Annotated in this window: 15 protein-coding genes and 1 pseudogene; 12 read left to right on the top strand and 4 right to left on the bottom strand. The window is 44.9% G+C overall.

Translation table 11 applies throughout. From position 1 onward, the window contains the following. The first annotated feature begins 17 nt into the window (after nt 1-17). From infB to R7O13_RS16410, 8 genes are all read left to right on the top strand, one after another. Nucleotides 18-2,729, top strand: coding sequence for a translation initiation factor IF-2 (infB, locus tag R7O13_RS16445; protein ID WP_005380086.1), 2,712 nt, complete (start codon nt 18-20; stop codon nt 2,727-2,729). 114 nt (nt 2,730-2,843) lie between these two features. Then, a complete protein-coding gene (gene rbfA, locus R7O13_RS16440) occupies nt 2,844-3,239 on the top strand; it encodes a 30S ribosome-binding factor RbfA (RefSeq protein WP_005380087.1) in 396 nt (131 codons plus the stop codon). Next, nucleotides 3,239-4,192, top strand: a complete 954-nt coding sequence (gene truB / locus R7O13_RS16435; RefSeq protein ID WP_017820421.1) for a tRNA pseudouridine(55) synthase TruB — start codon at nt 3,239-3,241, stop codon at nt 4,190-4,192. Before rbfA ends, truB begins: the two co-directional genes overlap by 1 nt. A 141-nt stretch (nt 4,193-4,333) precedes the next feature. Further along, nucleotides 4,334-4,603: a 30S ribosomal protein S15 gene (rpsO, locus tag R7O13_RS16430; protein WP_005380094.1), complete on the top strand. Its 270-nt coding sequence runs from the start codon at nt 4,334-4,336 to the stop codon at nt 4,601-4,603. A gap of 292 nt (nt 4,604-4,895) precedes the next feature. Further along, a complete protein-coding gene (pnp, locus tag R7O13_RS16425; RefSeq protein ID WP_005380098.1) occupies nt 4,896-7,031 on the top strand; it encodes a polyribonucleotide nucleotidyltransferase in 2,136 nt (711 codons plus the stop codon). A 178-nt stretch (nt 7,032-7,209) separates the two neighbouring features. Further along, entirely contained in the window at nt 7,210-8,130 is a 921-nt protein-coding gene (gene nlpI / locus R7O13_RS16420) for a lipoprotein NlpI (protein WP_005380101.1), read from the top strand. Between the two features lie 99 nt (nt 8,131-8,229). Further along, the gene (locus R7O13_RS16415; protein WP_005380103.1) at nt 8,230-8,652 is read left to right on the top strand and encodes a MarR family winged helix-turn-helix transcriptional regulator; all 423 of its coding nucleotides are present in this window, start codon (nt 8,230-8,232) and stop codon (nt 8,650-8,652) included. Between the two features lie 124 nt (nt 8,653-8,776). Next, nucleotides 8,777-10,123 (top strand): MATE family efflux transporter, encoded by a 1,347-nt coding sequence (locus R7O13_RS16410; protein ID WP_318304279.1) that lies wholly within the window; start codon nt 8,777-8,779, stop codon nt 10,121-10,123. A gap of 51 nt (nt 10,124-10,174) precedes the next feature. On the opposite strand, the gene R7O13_RS16405 is transcribed toward R7O13_RS16410, so the two are convergent. The 3 genes from R7O13_RS16405 to R7O13_RS16395 form a co-directional block, all read right to left on the bottom strand. Next, nucleotides 10,175-11,053: a U32 family peptidase gene (locus tag R7O13_RS16405; protein ID WP_171344545.1), complete on the bottom strand. Its 879-nt coding sequence runs from the start codon at nt 11,051-11,053 to the stop codon at nt 10,175-10,177. 20 nt (nt 11,054-11,073) lie between these two features. Then, nucleotides 11,074-12,087: a ubiquinone anaerobic biosynthesis protein UbiU gene (gene ubiU / locus R7O13_RS16400; protein WP_064376538.1), complete on the bottom strand. Its 1,014-nt coding sequence runs from the start codon at nt 12,085-12,087 to the stop codon at nt 11,074-11,076. A gap of 133 nt (nt 12,088-12,220) precedes the next feature. Next, a complete protein-coding gene (locus tag R7O13_RS16395; RefSeq protein WP_005380112.1) occupies nt 12,221-14,260 on the bottom strand; it encodes a bifunctional diguanylate cyclase/phosphodiesterase in 2,040 nt (679 codons plus the stop codon). Between the two features lie 363 nt (nt 14,261-14,623). On the opposite strand from R7O13_RS16395, the gene ubiT reads away from it, so the two are divergent. Beyond that, nucleotides 14,624-15,151 (top strand): ubiquinone anaerobic biosynthesis accessory factor UbiT, encoded by a 528-nt coding sequence (gene ubiT, locus R7O13_RS16390; protein WP_054574856.1) that lies wholly within the window; start codon nt 14,624-14,626, stop codon nt 15,149-15,151. Beyond that, a complete protein-coding gene (locus R7O13_RS16385; protein ID WP_005380119.1) occupies nt 15,135-15,638 on the top strand; it encodes a GNAT family N-acetyltransferase in 504 nt (167 codons plus the stop codon). Before ubiT ends, R7O13_RS16385 begins: the two co-directional genes overlap by 17 nt. A gap of 62 nt (nt 15,639-15,700) precedes the next feature. Here the strand turns inward: R7O13_RS16385 and R7O13_RS16380 are convergent. Further along, nucleotides 15,701-16,146: pseudogene (locus R7O13_RS16380) on the bottom strand (hypothetical protein). A 159-nt stretch (nt 16,147-16,305) separates the two neighbouring features. On the opposite strand from R7O13_RS16380, the gene R7O13_RS16375 reads away from it, so the two are divergent. Next, nucleotides 16,306-16,704: a DNA polymerase III subunit psi gene (locus tag R7O13_RS16375; protein WP_318304278.1), complete on the top strand. Its 399-nt coding sequence runs from the start codon at nt 16,306-16,308 to the stop codon at nt 16,702-16,704. A gap of 12 nt (nt 16,705-16,716) precedes the next feature. After that, on the top strand, nt 16,717-17,172 hold the full coding sequence (gene rimI / locus R7O13_RS16370) for a ribosomal protein S18-alanine N-acetyltransferase (RefSeq protein WP_005386430.1): 456 nt from the start codon (nt 16,717-16,719) through the stop codon (nt 17,170-17,172). Nucleotides 17,173-17,315 lie beyond the last annotated feature (143 nt).

Below are 17,315 nucleotides of genomic sequence, written 5' to 3'. Positions count from 1 at the left end.
GGCAAGGAGGAAGCGGCATGACACAATTAACAGTTAAAGCACTGAGTGATGAGATTGGTACGCCAGTCGACCGCTTGATTGAACAACTTGCTGACGCTGGCATTAAAAAGGCGAGCTCTGACAATGTTACTGATGAAGAGAAGCAGAAGCTTCTCTCTCATTTAAAGAAAGAACACGGTGATAAATCAGGTGATTCAGAGCCGACTCGCCTTACGCTTCAGCGTAAAACTCGTAGTACACTTAGTGTGAACGCGGGTGGTGGTAAGAGTAAGAATGTTCAGGTTGAGGTGCGCAAAAAACGTACATACGTGAAGCGCAGCACAATTGAAGATGAAGCGAAACGTGAAGCTGAAGAAGCAGCACAACGTGAAGCAGAAGAAGCAGCAAAACGTGCAGCAGAAGAAGCTGCAAAACGTGAAGCTGAAGAAGCTGCGAAACGTGAAGCTGAAGAAGCTGCAAAACGTGAAGCGGAAGAAAAAGCGAAACGTGAAGCTGAAGAAAAAGCGAAGCGAGACGTAGATACGAATGCACAACGTAATGCTGAAGAAAAAGCAAAGCGTGATGCTGAAGAGAAAATTAAGCAAGAAGCAGCGCGAAAAGAGGCCGACGAGCTTAAACGTCGTCAGGAAGAAGAAGCTAAGCGTAAGGCTGAAGAGGAAAGTCAGCGCAAGCTTGAAGAAGCTCGCGAATTGGCTGAAAAGAATAAAGAGCGTTGGTCTGCTGCAGAAGAGAAAAAGGGTGATATGGAAGATACAGATTACCATGTAACGACTTCACAATACGCACGTGAAGCCGAAGATGAAGCAGATCGCAAAGTAGAAGGCGGTCGTCGTAAGAAGAAAAAAGCAGCTTCGGGTAAAGACGACCAAGCTCGCGGTGGCCGTAACAACCAACGTGGCGGTAGAGGTCGTAAGGGCAAACTTGCTAAGCCGACTTCAATGCAGCACGGGTTTGATAAGTCAGCAACGGTTGCTAAGCAAGACGTTGTAATTGGCGAAACGATCGTTCTATCAGAACTTGCTAACAAGATGTCGGTTAAAGCGACAGAAGTTATCAAAGTAATGATGAAGATGGGCGCTATGGCGACTATCAACCAAGTGATCGACCAAGAAACAGCACAACTTGTTGCTGAAGAAATGGGCCATAAAGTAGTTCTTCGTAAAGAGAACGAACTGGAAGAAGCGGTACTATCTGACCGTGACACTAACGCGGAAGCAGTTCCACGTGCTCCAGTTGTTACTATCATGGGTCACGTTGACCACGGTAAAACGTCAACACTTGACTACATCCGTCGCACACACGTTGCTTCTGGCGAAGCGGGTGGTATTACTCAGCACATTGGTGCGTACCACGTTGAAACAGACAACGGCATGATCACGTTCCTTGATACTCCTGGACACGCAGCGTTTACTGCAATGCGTGCTCGTGGTGCTCAAGCGACAGATATCGTTGTTCTTGTAGTTGCAGCAGACGATGGCGTAATGCCACAAACAGTAGAAGCGATTCAGCACGCGAAAGCGGCAGGCGTTCCTCTAATTGTTGCTGTGAACAAGATCGATAAAGAAGACGCGAACCCAGATAACGTTAAGAACGAGCTTGCTCAATACGACGTTATTCCTGAAGAGTGGGGCGGTGAGAACATGTTCGTTCACATCTCTGCTAAACAGGGTACAAATATCGATGGTCTTCTAGAAGCAATCCTTCTTCAGTCTGAAGTTCTTGAACTTACAGCTGTAGCTGAAGGCATGGCATCTGGTGTTGTTGTTGAATCTCGCCTAGATAAAGGTCGTGGTCCAGTTGCAACAGTACTTGTTCAATCAGGTACACTAAACAAAGGCGACATCGTTCTTTGTGGTCAAGAATACGGCCGTGTTCGTGCAATGCGTGATGAGCTAGGTAAAGAAATTACTTCGGCTGGCCCATCTATCCCTGTAGAGATCCTAGGTCTTTCAGGTGTACCATCTTCAGGTGATGAAGCAACAGTAGTTCGTGACGAGCGTAAAGCGCGTGAAGTAGCTAACTACCGTGCTGGTAAGTTCCGTGAAGTGAAACTTGCTCGTCAGCAGAAATCTAAATTAGAGAACATGTTCTCTAACATGACTGCTGGTGAAGTTGCTGAACTTAACGTTGTACTTAAAGCAGACGTTCAAGGTTCTGTAGAAGCAATCGCAGACTCACTAGTTAAGCTATCTACTGACGAAGTTAAAGTGAACATCGTTGGTTCTGGTGTTGGTGGTATTACGGAAACTGACGTAGTACTAGCGGAAGCTTCAAACGCAATCATCCTTGGCTTTAACGTTCGTGCAGATGCTTCTGCTCGTCGTGCTGTTGAAGCCGCAGCTGTTGACTTACGTTATTACTCAATCATTTACCAATTGATTGACGAAGTGAAACAAGCAATGGGCGGTATGCTTGCTCCAGAATTCAAGCAAGAGATCATTGGTCTTGCTGAAGTTCGTGACGTGTTTAAGTCACCGAAACTGGGCGCTATCGCTGGTTGTATGGTTACAGAAGGTGTGATCAAGCGTAACAACCCAATCCGTGTACTACGTGATAACGTTGTTATTTACGAAGGTGAACTAGAGTCACTACGTCGTTTCAAAGATGACGTTCAAGAAGTTAAGAATGGCTACGAATGTGGTATCGGCGTTAAGAACTACAATGATGTTCGCGTTGGTGACCAAATCGAAGTCTTCGAAATCGTTGAAATTAAACGTACTCTAGACTAATTGACTAAAATTACTAATATTGTCTTTGAAAGATAAGTAGTAATTGGTTGTTGAATACACCATGGGGGGCTGGCTTTGACCAACCCCCCATTCTTTCTATATAAGAGTAAAGATATGTCAAAAGAATTTAGCCGCACGCAGCGCGTTGCACAGCAGCTGCAAAAAGAACTAGCGATGATCCTTCAACGTGAAGTTCGTGACTCTCGCCTTGGCATGGTGACGATCTCAGACGTAGAAGTCTCTCGTGACCTAGCTTACGCAAAAGTATTTGTGACCTTCCTGTGTGTGGGTGAGCAAACACCTGAATCATGTCTAGCAGCGCTACGTGAGCACGAAGTGCACATTCGCATGATGTTAGGTAAGCGTATTCGTCTACGTTTAACGCCAGAAATCCGCTTCCACTATGACAATACGCTTGTTGAAGGTATGCGTATGTCTAACCTAGTGTCTGAAGTCGTTAGTTCAGACAAACAAAAGCAAAAAGATTCTGGTCGTGAGGACGAAGAATAATGGCTCGTCGTCGTAAAGGTCGTCCAATTAATGGCGTTATACTGTTGGACAAACCAACAGGTATCTCTTCCAATGATGCACTGCAAAAAGTAAAGCGAATCTACTTTGCTGAGAAAGCAGGCCACACTGGAGCCTTGGACCCATTAGCGACAGGCATGCTGCCAATTTGCTTGGGTGAAGCGACAAAATTTTCTCAGTTTCTTCTTGATTCTGATAAACGCTACCGTGTGATCGCAAAGCTGGGTGAACGTACCAATACGTCTGACTCGGATGGTGAAGTTGTAGAGACGCGTCCAGTCGATGTTACGTTAGACAAGCTAGAAGCGTGCATCGATCAGTTCCGTGGTGAATCTGATCAAGTGCCTTCCATGTTCTCTGCGTTGAAGTATCAAGGTAAACCCTTGTATGAATACGCTCGTAAAGGCATCGAAGTTCCGCGTGAATCTCGTAAGATCACGGTATATGAGATTGTTCTTCACCGTTTTGAAGGCGATGAAGTAGAGATGGAAGTGCACTGCTCTAAAGGTACCTATATTCGTACTATCGTTGATGATCTGGGCGAAATGTTAGGTTGTGGTGCGCACGTAACTATGCTTCGTCGTACTGGTGTTGCTAAATACCCTTACGAGAATATGGTAACACTTGAGCAACTAAATGAGTTGCTAGAGCAAGCTCACCGCGAGGAACGAGCGCCTCGAGAACTACTGGACCCACTGCTTTTGCCAATGGATACAGCGGTAGAAGACTTACCAGAAGTCAACTTGGTGCCTGAACTGGCGGATATGGTCCAACATGGGCAGCCCGTTCAAGTATTTGGTGCTCCGACAGAGGGCTCACTTCGCCTTACTATGGGTGAAGAACGCTTGTTTATTGGCGTTGGCGAAATGAACGAAGATGGCAAAATCGCTCCTAAGCGATTGGTCGTGTTCCGAGATGACGTTGCATCCAAGTAAATGATTGAAAATACCGACCTGAGTGTCGGTATTTTTATATTGCACGAGATAGGAAATTTCCCTATAATCCGCGCTTCGCGTAGCGGCTGAATCAGAGATTGGCTGCTACAACTTTAAACCTACTCTTATTAGGAGAGAATTATGTCTCTGAATGCAGAAACTAAAGCAGCAATCGTTGCAGAATACGCACAAGGCGAAGGCGACACTGGTTCACCAGAAGTTCAAGTAGCTCTACTTACAGCTTCTATCAACCACCTACAAGGTCACTTCAAAGCGCACAAAGGCGATCACCACAGCCGTCGTGGTCTTCTACGCATGGTTTCTCGTCGTCGTAAGCTTCTAGATTACCTAAAAGGTAAAAACCTAGCTCGCTACCAAGACCTAATCAAACGTCTAGGCCTACGTCGCTAATCAGCGACTGCATAGCAGTTTGTCTAAAAAGGGGCTTTATGCCCCTTTTTTGTTGCCTAAATTTAGCCAAATTAGACTTATGCCGTTATAATACTGGCGGCTAAACCTTGTAAGAGGTTTTCTCAAAAGCTCATAGCATTACAGTCAACCACGTCGACCAAAAGGTCGCGACTATTCAAAAGGAATTTCCGAGTTTCTTTTTACTAGTCGCGATTCGTAATGCCTTGAGTGTCAATTAACACATCTAAGATTTCTTTAAGCACTAAAGGAAGATTAGAAACAAGGAATAACAATGTTCGAAAAACCAGTTGTTAAAACGTTCCAGTACGGTAACCACACAGTTACTTTAGAAACTGGCGTTATTGCACGTCAAGCTACAGCAGCAGTTATGGTCACAATGGATGATACGTCTGTATTCGTATCTGTTGTAGGTAAAAAAGAAGCCGTTGCAGGTCAAGACTTCTTCCCACTAACGGTTAACTACCAAGAGCGTACTTACGCTGCGGGTAAAATCCCAGGCGGCTTCTTCAAACGTGAAGGTCGTCCTTCTGAAGGCGAAACGCTAACAGCTCGTCTAATCGACCGTCCAATCCGTCCGCTATTCCCAGACGCGTTTAAAAACGAAGTTCAGGTTATCGCGACAGTAATGTCTGTAAACCCAGATGTTCAGCCAGATATCGTTACAATGATCGGTACTTCTGCTGCTCTTGCCATCTCTGGCATTCCATTCAACGGCCCTATCGGTGCGGCGCGTGTTGGTCATATCGATGGTCAGCTTGTACTTAACCCTAGCCAAACTGAACTAGAAACTTCTAAGCTTGACCTTGTTGTTGCAGGTACAGAGTCAGCAGTACTGATGGTTGAGTCAGAAGCGGACAACCTAACTGAAGAAGAAATGCTAGCGGCGGTTGTTTATGGTCATGACCAACAACAAGTTGCTATTCAAGCTATCAACGAATTCAAAGCAGAAGTTGCAACTCCTGCTTGGGATTGGGTTGCTCCTGAAGAGAACACAGCGCTTAAAAATAAGATTGCTGATCTAGCAGAAGCTAAACTTGTTGAAGCTTACCAAATTACTGAGAAAATGGCTCGTTACGACCGCATCCATGAGATCGCTGCGGAAGTAAATGAAGTTCTTCTTGCTGAAGATCCTGAAGCAGATACAAAAGAAATCCACACTATCTTCCATGATCTAGAGAAGACAGTAGTACGTAGCCGTATTATTGCAGGTAACCCACGTATCGATGGCCGTGAAAAAGACATGGTTCGTGCACTAGATGTACGTACTGGTGTTCTTCCTCGTACTCACGGTAGCGCGCTATTCACTCGTGGTGAAACTCAGGCGATCGTTACGGCAACGCTAGGTACTCAGCGTGATGCTCAAATCATCGATGAGCTAACTGGTGAGCGTAAAGATCACTTCCTACTGCACTACAACTTCCCTCCATACTGTGTAGGTGAAACTGGTTTTGTAGGTTCTCCTAAGCGTCGTGAAATCGGCCACGGTAAACTGGCGAAGCGTGGTATTGCTGCAGTAATGCCTTCTGTTGATGAGTTCCCATACACAGTACGTGTTGTATCGGAAATCACTGAATCTAACGGTTCATCTTCAATGGCTTCAGTATGTGGTACTTCTCTTGCACTTATGGACGCGGGTGTGCCAATCAAAGCATCTGTTGCTGGTATCGCAATGGGTCTTGTTAAAGAAGGTGACGATTTCGTTGTACTTTCTGACATCCTTGGCGATGAAGACCACCTAGGTGACATGGACTTTAAAGTAGCAGGTACTAACACTGGTATCACTGCACTTCAAATGGACATCAAGATCGAAGGCATCACTAAAGAAATCATGCAAATTGCGCTTAACCAAGCTCAAGGCGCACGTAAGCACATCCTATCTGTAATGGATGAAGCAATCTCTGGTGCTCGTGAAGACATCTCTGAATTTGCTCCGCGTATTCACACGATGAAGATCAGCGCTGAGAAGATCAAAGACGTTATCGGTAAAGGTGGTGCAGTTATCCGTGCTCTAACTGAAGAGACTGGTACAACTATCGAAATCGAAGACGACGGTACTATCAAGATTGCGGCAACTGAAGGCACTGCTGCGAAAGAAGCTATCCGCCGTATCGAAGAGATCACTGCTGAAGTGGAAGTGGGCCGTATCTACACAGGTAAAGTTGCACGTCTAGCTGACTTCGGTGCATTCGTAACGGTTCTTCCAGGCAAAGATGGTCTTGTACACATTTCTCAAATCGCAGAAAAACGCGTAGAGAAAGTGTCTGACTACCTAGCTGAAGGTCAAGAAGTTCAAGTTAAAGTTCTTGAAATCGACCGCCAAGGCCGTGTACGTCTAAGCATGAAAGAAGCGGTAGAAAAGCCAGCTGAAGAAGCTGCTGCTGAAGCACCGGCTGCTAAAGACGAGTAAGACAAAATGAGACTTTCAGCCTTTTATTAGATTAAGGGCCTGAAAGCATGTTATAAAAGGGGAGCATTTTCGCTCCCCTTTTTTGGTTTGTTTCGATGTATTAACCTCAAACGAGGTTATCGCCTATATTGCATTAAGAGAAACAAATCTTGAGCGGTCCAAACAGGAGTATCAATTAGTGAAATGGTTTCAAACCGCAATTTTATGTGTTGCTATCGCGCTGACCGGTTGTGCAAATACTTCTCAACAATCAGCACAAAAGTGGTTATATCCACCGATGGCGGTGCCACTTCAGCCTAGTGTTCAACAAGAAGTACAAATCGCGCGTCTCTCGCAGTTGCTACAACGTCCCGACCTTAGTGATGAAGTGCGCGCTAAAATGCATTATGAGCGCGGTAGCTACTACGACAGCGTTGGTTTGCGTGATCTTGCCCGTTTGGACTTTAACCAGTCTTTGCAGTTGAATCCTGCTCAGCCGGACATCTTCAATCTTTTGGGAGTATACTTTACCCAAGTAGGAGAGTTTGATGCGGCATATGAAGCGTTTGACTCGACCATAGAGTTGGCTCCTGATAATACCTATGCTGAGCGCAACCGTGCGATTGCACTGTATTATGGTGGCCGAATCGATCTCGCTTTAGAAGATATGACCAAGCATTATCAAGAAATGCCAACGGATCCTTTTCGTTCATTATGGCTGTACATCATCGAAGCTGAGCAAAATCCAGAGCAAGCAAAAGCCAATCTTCAACAGCGTTATTTACGAGATCGTAGTGAAGAGTGGGGGTGGGTTCTTGTTGCTATCATGCTGCGAGACGTCTCGGACGAAGACGCGCTTAAAGCAATTATGGATGGAACGAGAGAGAACTATCGCCTAGCTGAACGATTGACGGAAACGTATTTCTACCTTGGAAAGCGTAATCAGCTTGAAGGTGATATCGCAAGTGCCATCTCACTTTATAAGCTCGCGATTTCGTTCAACGTTTACGATTATGTTGAGCATCGCTATTCTTTCTTGGAGTTGGCGCAAATTTACGATCAATTACAGCAAGATAGATTGGCCAAGTTAAAGGCTGCCAAGAAGCTGGAAATTGAATGATTTAGAGCCGCTCGATGAGAGCGGCTTTTTTTATGATTGAACTTGATGAGTGACTCATTTAAAATAGTTAGTCTTGCTAACTAAGTGGTGGTGGCTTTTATGGCATTAGAAGAAAGCTTGATTGATTTAGAGCGTTTTTGCGCCAAAGCTTGGCGTGTCTATGCCAAAGAAGATCCGTTATCACATCTAAGCTTTAATGAGTTCGATTATTTACGTGTGATTCAGGTTTACCCTGAGGGTGTGCGAATAACCGATCTTGCAGAAGAGCTGCAAGTGACTAAGCCTTCCGCATCGACAATGGTTGTGCGTTTGGAAAAAAAGGGTTTGGTGAAACGCATCGCATGTAATGAGGATGCTCGTGCTAAGCGTGTGTTGCTTACGGAAGAAGTCGCAGAAAAAATGTCTTTGGAGCAGGTAGTGTACAAAGATATCTCTGACCAAATGATGCAACAATTAAATCAGCAAGAAGCTGAACAGTTACAAGCTTTATTGAATAAAGCATTGAGTAATAAGTCATTTTAAACTAAAGCAAAGGCCTCAGCTGTATGGTTTAGTTTTTGTTGTTTCATCTTTCTTTTATTTAATTTAACCATTTAGTTAGTCTTGCTAATTAAATGGTTAGCTTTGCTAACTACTGGTGACAGTCATGCAAAACTCAATTTATAGACAGTTTTGGAAATATACGATTCCAACCGTCGCAGCAATGCTCATAAACGGTTTGTATCAAATAGTTGATGGCATTTTTATTGGCCGTTATGTTGGCGCTGACGGATTAGCTGGGATCAATGTTGCGTGGCCTATTATCGGTTCGATCCTCGGTATAGGAATGATGATTGGGGTGGGGACTGGCGCGCTGACTTCGATCAAGCAAGGAGAGAACGATCATGAAGGCGCTAAGCGAATCCTAACGACCGGATTGACGTTGTTAGCGGCATTGATGCCGGTCGTTGCTACAATATTGTTCTTGTTTTCGGATGAATTTATTCGCTGGCAAGGTGCGGAAGGGCGAGTGTTTGAACTTGCGCTGCAATATTTGCATATTCTGATTGTCGCGTGCGTATTCACGTTGGGTTCTATCGCAGTTCCGTTTCTGTTACGCAATGACGACAGCCCGAACTTAGCAACGATTTTGATGGTCATCGGTGCCGTTATTAACATCGTATTAGACTACGTATTTATTGCTTGGTTGGAGTGGGAGTTAACCGGAGCCGCTATTGCCACTGCACTTGCACAATTAGTAGTCACTGTGCTCGGTATTGGTTACTTCTTTACTTCAAAAGCAACATTACGCCTTCGTATCCGCGACTTCAAAGTTCAGGTTGATGCTGCACCAAAGATTATCATGATAGGTACATCAAGTTTCTTTATGTATGCCTACGGCTCTGTGATGGTGGCACTGCACAACGCGTTATTTGCTCAATACGGAAGTGCAATGTTGATCGGAGCGTACGCGATTTTGGGGTACATCGTGACGGTTTACTATCTGATAGCCGAAGGAATTGCGAATGGTATGCAGCCTTTAGTGAGCTTCAACCACGGTGCACGTAATCAGGATAACATTAGAAAGTTATTAAAGGTCGCGATGGGGACATCTGTGCTTGGTGGGGTGGCGTTCGTTGTTTTGATGAACCTTTTCCCGTACGAACTGGTTGCGGTGTTTAATAATGCTGACCAACAGTTGATTGATAGCACCGTGATCGGGATTCGTTTACACATGTTTGCGTTGTTCTTAGATGGTTTTTTAGTTGTGGCGGCCGCGTACTATCAATCAGTAAACAAAGGCAGCAAAGCTATGTTTGTAACACTAGGCAACATGCTGGTCCAGTTGCCATTCTTATTCATTATGCCGAAACTTTTCGGCGTGACAGGTATTTGGTTAGCTTTCCCATTGTCTAACATTGCATTGAGTTTGGTCGTGATCAGTATGTTGTGGCGAGATGTGAAAAAGCTGCTTAATGAGAGTTCTGTCGAACCAAGGGTGCAAGCCTGCTAACAAAAGCTAACAGATAAAAGCGAGGCTAGGCCTCGCTTTTATCTTTAAGGATTAAATGGTTTTTACTTCTAAGCCCGCTAGTTGATGCCAATAGCCATTGCATTGGCGGCTTTCGAGCTTTTCAGGATTATCGCCGTATTCGTTTGAGCGAAAACGCTCTAACTCTGAAAAAATGTCCATACCAAGAGGGCTTAACCGGACCACATCAACCAGCCCTTTCATACTTGGTAAGTCATTGATGAGGTTGTAGCAATACCCTGACTGTGTTTGAATGCCGTTAAGGTTAAAGACTTCTTGCCCTTCTTGGCTGCTGACCTGGATACCCGTAGGGTATTTGATACAGCAGGTTTCGCAATCGTCTTTCGCTCGGTTTTCAGCTCGGGCTGTGAAACAGCGAGCGGAATACGCTAAAGGCAAATAACCGTGGCTAAATACCTCAACTTCAAACTTGTTACGAATACCAAGCTCGTCACACTGAATTAAAGTATCGTTTAACCATTCGCGAGATAGCTCGACAGGCATGCACCAACGCATCATACCTTGCTTTAAAAATAAGTTGAGCGTGTGTGCGTTATAAGTATTGATTGCAGGACCAACGACGAAAGGCACTTTATGCTCTGATGCCAATTGAACAGCAGATACGTCATTTGCTTCAATCGCGAAGTCACCGTTGTCGATGTACTTCTTCATTATGTTTACTTCACTCGGAGCTTCTAGTAGTGCCATTGTTGATAGCACCACTTGCTTGCCAGATGCAGACAGCTCTTTTGCGATTTCAAGCCAATGCGAAGGCTTCATTTCTCGACGTTTTGAACATACGGTTTCCCCAAGATAGATGATGTCCGCGGAGCTTGATTTCGCTTGTTCATAAAACGCTTCGATGTCTTGTTTTGGCCAGAAGTACAACAGCGGGCCAAGCGCGTATTTCATTGAATTATCCATCTTAACCTCTACTGCCATTTGCGGTGATAAGCACCAAGTGTGGTCTGCGTACCTTCAGACACGTTTGCCAATGCGGCATCCCAAGCCGCTTCGACTTGGTAAGCTTCTGGGTTTGCTTGGTAACGGTCAATCGCGGCTCGCCATGTTCGAGTGACTTGTTCTACGTAAGCAGGGCTACGTTGGCGACCTTCAATTTTTACAGACGCCACATTTGCAGCAAATAGTTCTGGCAGCATAGAGAGGGTGTTCAAACTGGTTGGTTCTTCCAGTGCGTGGTAGCGTTTTTTCTCGCCTTCGATTTCTGCTTCGAAACGACCTTTACACAAGGTAGGGTAGCCCGCATTTTCACCGGCGCTGTAGCGATCGATCAAAATGTCGTTAAGGCGGGATTCCAGACCATTTTCTGTTTCTTGCCAGCGAACGTACTTAGCTGGAGAGCATGCTCCCACAGTGTTTGGAGACTCGCCTGTCATGTATGACGATAGGTAGCAGCGACCTTCAGACATGATGCAAAGGCTACCAAAAGCAAAGACTTCTAACTCGACATCGCTAGTGATGTTGCGTGAGAGCTGTTTGACCTGATGAATCGATAAAACGCGGGGTAGCACTACCCGTTTTACGTTGAAGTTTTGTTTGTAAAAATCAATGGCTGCGACGTTGGTCGCTGATGCTTGCACTGAAAGGTGTAGTTCCAGATGGGGATATTTGCGAGCCGCGTACTCCAGCACTGCAATGTCTGCAACAATCAGCGCGTCTACACCCAGTGCCGCTGCATTGTCTACTGCGTTCGTCCAGCGCTCGAAGCCATTGGGATGAGCGAAGGTATTCAACGCGACATGAATTTTTTTATTGCGGTCATGAACGTATTGCACCGCTTTTTCTAATTTCTTGCCGTTAAAGTTGAGGCCAGCAAAGTGACGGGCGTTGGTATCATCTTTGAAACCAATGTAGACGGCATCGGCACCGCAATCAATCGCAGTTTTTAACGCAGGCAGGTTACCCGCGGGACACAAGAGTTCCATATGCTCACAATCATTGAGAATAAAAAGGTGTCCGCATTTTATGAAGAATTATGAATAGCGAAATTGACCTAAGTTAGGTTTAGCTCAATAAAGTCGATATTTACCCCTTGCGAGTAAGGGTATCGGGTCGGGGTTAGTTCTTGTGACGACGATTCTGTACAAACAGCTCTTCAATTTCATGTTTTGGCTGCGGGCGATAAAAATGGAATCCTTGAATCGCATTACATTGAAGGTTAGAGAGCAGGGTCGCTTGCTGGTGGGTTTCCACCCCCTCGGCAACGACAGTTAAGTCGAGCGACTTACCCAGATTAATGATGTTTTCAATCACAGTGACTTGTTTCGGTAGTGTGTCGATATCATTAATAAAAGCGCGGTCGATTTTTAGCTCGTCAATAGGGAAACGCGCTAAGTAGGAAAGAGAAGAGTAGCCGGTACCAAAGTCATCGATAGAGAGAGCGAAGCCAAGCTTTTTAATCGCATTCAACATTTGCAGTGTATGTTCGCTATCACTCATCACGGCACTTTCGGTTAGCTCGAAGGTAATGCAGCTTGGATCAAGCTCGGTAGTGCGAAGCAACTTTTCCATAAAGTCGATCAGCTGTGGGTTGCCAAATTGCTCGGGAGAGAGGTTGATGGCGACACGGCCTGGCAGTATGCCCTGTTGTTTCCAACGTTTTACCGTATTGAAAACATCACGCATCACGACACGTCCAAGGTGTTCTATTAACCCAGCGCGCTCGGCGACAGGAATGAATGAGCCAGGACTAATGTACCCTTCGACTGGATGCTTCCAACGAACGAGCGCTTCTGCGCCGTTGATACTGAAGTCTCGCGCGTTAACCTTAGGTTGATACCACACTTCCAAACCGTTCTGCTGCAATGCTTTTTGCAGTTCGATTTCAAGCCACAAACGCATACGCGCTTCTTTGTTCATTTGATCGTTAAATTTGATCAGACGATTTCTACCACGATCTTTGGCTTCATACATCGCAGTATCGGCATTTTGTAGTAGGATTCGCGCATCTTGTCCGTCTTCAGGGTATCGAACGCTACCAATTGAACACGCAAGGCGTTTACTGAAGTGGTGCAAGTCGAAAGGTTGGTTGATCAACGAGATAATGCGATCGGACAAAATTTCAGCCATGCGGGTGTTTTCTGGCTCCGGCAGAATGACGCCAAACTCATCGCCACCCAAATGACCAATAATCGCTTGGTTTGGTAGTAACCGTTTAAGACGGGCCGATACCTCTTGAATCACTTTATCGCCAATATGGTGACCAAGTGAGTCATTAATGTTTTTGAAGTTATCGATATCCAAATAGAACACCAGAAGCGGTGTTTGCTTTTTGATCAGCTGTTCCAAACGTTTGGTGAAGCCAAAGCGGTTGTAGAGTTTGGTGAGCGAGTCAATGTGTATGTCTTCATTCGATGCAGAAGACAGGTTTTTGGGCGCATCATCAGCATCTTGGATTAGGATAATTTGAGATTCGCTACCTAATATCGCCGTGGAATCCGCGTGTAGCTGAACTTTCCGTTCAAAGCCGCATCTTGCGCTGGTTAAGCAGACAAAAGGTTTGTCAGAAATTAATGTACTCAATCGATGACTAAATACCTTTTTACTGTTTTCATCGATGAATAAACGACTTAGCTCTTCACCCAACAATTCATGAGGAGAGTTAAGTCCGAGAAGGCGCGCTGATGCGGGGTTCGCAGAGATGACAATATCATCCTCGATAAGCAGTAAGCCGTCTGGTAGCAGTTGTGTTAACTTCGCAAACTTACTTTCGGACTCTTCTAAGGAGCGAACGAGTATCTGCTTTTCTGAAGTATCGACAGCGTGAAAAACAACAAAGCGAATGTCGTTACCTTCAAAAACTGGCGAAAGACTAAAGTGAAGGCTGGTTTCAAGGTCGGTTTCATCGAGCGTGATTTCGGCTTCGACATGTGCCCCTTTGAACGCGCGCTGATAGTATGGTGCAAGCTTCTTATAAAACTGCTCACCCAGCACTTGGCAATCGTTTAAGCCGACGATTTCCTCATGACTTAAACCTGCGATATCGCAGTAACGGTCACTTACCATTCGATAATTGTGTTTTTTATCAAGAATGGCAAAGAAGAAAGGGCTATTTGAGGTTAGCGTGGCAAACCAATGTTTTAATTGCTGGGAAGGCATTAGGGTATTACCGATCTCCAATGAGCCAGATTATTCGTCCGTGTATAAAAAGCGACACCCTGATAAGCCTGCGGCGGTCTACCACCAAGCTAAAGTGTTACTTGCCATTAAAGGGCTCGCGGTTTTAGCTGTGCAGTCGACAATCACATGGATACGCTCAGATAACTATAACTTTGAAAATACGGTTGTAAAAGTGTTTATCCACCTGTTCGCATCAATAATACACGTAAGTTCAAAAAAAGAAGCGTTAGTGAGCAATAAACCACCAATCTAAAATAAGCACTTTATTGATACATAACAGTAATCTCATCGCCACGATTGCTTAATATAAGCAACCTAATGACAAAGTAACGGATAATGAACGTGTTAAACAAGATTCGCAGTCAACTAGTAAAGAACGCAGCTAATATTTTGCGTTCTCCAGTCCAGTTATTTCCACAGCCAATTCAGCAAAAAGCGTTGCTGGAAGGGCTAAAAATGGTGTTTAAAGAAGCCTTGGAAGATGGTGACTTTGAGTTCCTTGAAGACAAGTGGTTAAAAGTTGCGATTAAAGACTTGAACTTAGCATGGTACATCAGCTATCAAGACGAAAAATTGGTGGTAGCTGAAAAACCAGTTCAGGAAGATGTGAGTTTTAGTGGTAATCTAAACGACCTAGTACTGATTGCTGGTCGTAAAGAAGACCCTGACACACTGTTCTTCCAACGTCGCCTTTCAATTGAAGGTGATACTGAGCTTGGCTTAGAAGTGAAAAACTTAATGGACAGTGTCGACTTAGAGCAGTTACCGAAAGCAATGCAAGTCGCTTTGAATCAATTGGCTGATTTTGTTCAGAAAGGAGTTCAAGCGCCTGCACAACCAACCGGAGTAGCGAATGCTTATTCGAACTGAAGCCCCTGCGGACATTCTTACCATTGACCGCTTATTGAAACACGCCTTCCCAACGGAAGCTGAAGCTGAGCTTGTGATGCGTTTGCGCGAAAACAGCAAATTCACACTTTCCTTAGTCGCGTGTACAGATGAGGGAGAGGTGATAGGCCATGCTTTATTTAGCCCTGTGACCTTAAATGGTGAAGATTTGTCATGGCAAGGGCTAGCGCCATTAGCTGTTCATGAAGATTACCGTCGCCAAGGCATTGCTGCAGAGTTGATCAAAGAAGGTTTCGATTCACTGCGTGATTTTGGCTACCCAGTGTGTGTGGTGTTGGGCGATCCTGATTATTACGCGCGCCAGGGTTTTCAATCATGCGACGAGATGGGCTTTGAATGTGCTTGGGATGTCCCTAAAGGTGCATTTCGAGTCGCAGAGTTGGTCGAAGGTCAATGTGCTGGACGCTCCGGACGCATAGACTATGCGCCAGAGTTCTCTGAACTGTAAATGAATGAAGCCCACGACTAAGTGGGCTTCTTTCTTATTCACTGAAAACTGAGATAGGGAGGTTAGGATGACTGGTTACTTTTCTTTTTGCCCCATACCTCTATTTTCGCTTTTTTACTTACCCCTAGCAGGCTGAGTTTTGTGCTTCCCCAGCTACTGTAAGTCATTTCAATCTGTTTTAGCTTGGCTTCTTTTGTACCTGGAAGGCTCCAGGCACGAGTCGACAATCCGCTTGTTAGTACGCCCATAGAGGAAAGCTTTTTCTCACTACCATCTGTCATGACGACTTTTAAACCATTAATGTCTACCGTTCCTTGCACACATTTTAGTTTACTTTACTGAAGCTTCGGTTTCGGAATAGGCTATTTGGTGTCACGGTATCTGTTTCTGTATGAAAGTTAACGGTTTTCGTTGCAATCAGCTCCCACTCATCGCTGTTATTAGCAAAAACACTCATGCTGGTGGCGGCTACCAGTGTGCAAAGTAGTAGTGTATTTAAGAATTTCATAATGTACCTTATATGTCATACCCAATGTGTGGCCGTTGGCAAAACGCTATGTTAAGGAATATCCAAATCATCTCATTGTGTTCAGGTGTTCCTTGAAGTCCTTTAGGTATAATCGCGATAATTTGATAGGATTGCCCTCGTTCAAATAGGTGACGGAAAATGTCAATTAACGAGAAACAGTATTTACGTGAAATGGGGATCAGCACATGGGAGCTGGTACACCCTGAAAGACTGGAAGGCTATCAATCGCCATTATTGGATTTGCAAAGTTCATGTAAACTCCTATTGGTATCGCCAATATGTCCAGAAAACGAGACGGCATTGATGTTTGAGCGCGTATTAAAAAGCATTAAGCTCACGCTTGATGATGCGCTGCACCTAGAGCCTGAGCGCTTATCCATGCTGGATGAACATCAGCTAGAGTGGGTGTGGTTTGCAGGCTGTGAGGCTGATAAAAGCATCAAGGCAAAGCACCTGGTCTCGCCACTATTACAAGATATTGATGGTAATAACGAACAGCGCCGCGCATTGTGGCAACAAATCTGTTCGTACTCTTAACGGAGCTAATGCGTGACAATTGAAATTACGCCGATGCGTGCAGAGCACCTCGACCAAGTTTGGCAAATCGAGCAGCAAGCACATTCTCACCCTTGGGCCGAATCTTTGGTTCGTGACTTATCCAGTCGCGGTGCTTGCCATCATGTGATGCTGGAAGGCTCTCAAGTGGTTGGTTACTTCTATGGACAGAATATTGTTGGAGAAGTGACACTATTAAATATTGCAGTAGCGCCTTCTCAACAGGGCAGAGGGCTAGGGCAAAAATTGCTGGACGCGTTTATTGAACACTGTGAACAAGCCAAAGCAGAGAGTGCTTGGTTAGAAGTGCGTGAAAGTAATCACCCAGCTATCCATATTTATGAGCAAGCAGGTTTTAATGAAGTGGACCGTCGTTACAACTATTACCCAGCTAAATCGGGAAATGGTAAGGAAGACGCCATTATCATGAGTTACTTATTTTTGAGTTAGTTTTAGGCCGTTACTAATTACCTCATCAACACTTATGCTTTAAATGCGTATCCGGATTCGAGGCTTTTGAATATGTAATAACAATTTTTTGAATTTTTACATCTCTTTGTGTGGCGCTGGCTTTCCCTTGTTAGTTGCAGGTA

Source organism: Vibrio sp. Y176 (genome assembly GCF_033438945.1).
The sequence above is the reverse complement of the archived record's forward strand: the minus strand, read 5'-3'. Positions and strand labels throughout refer to the sequence as shown.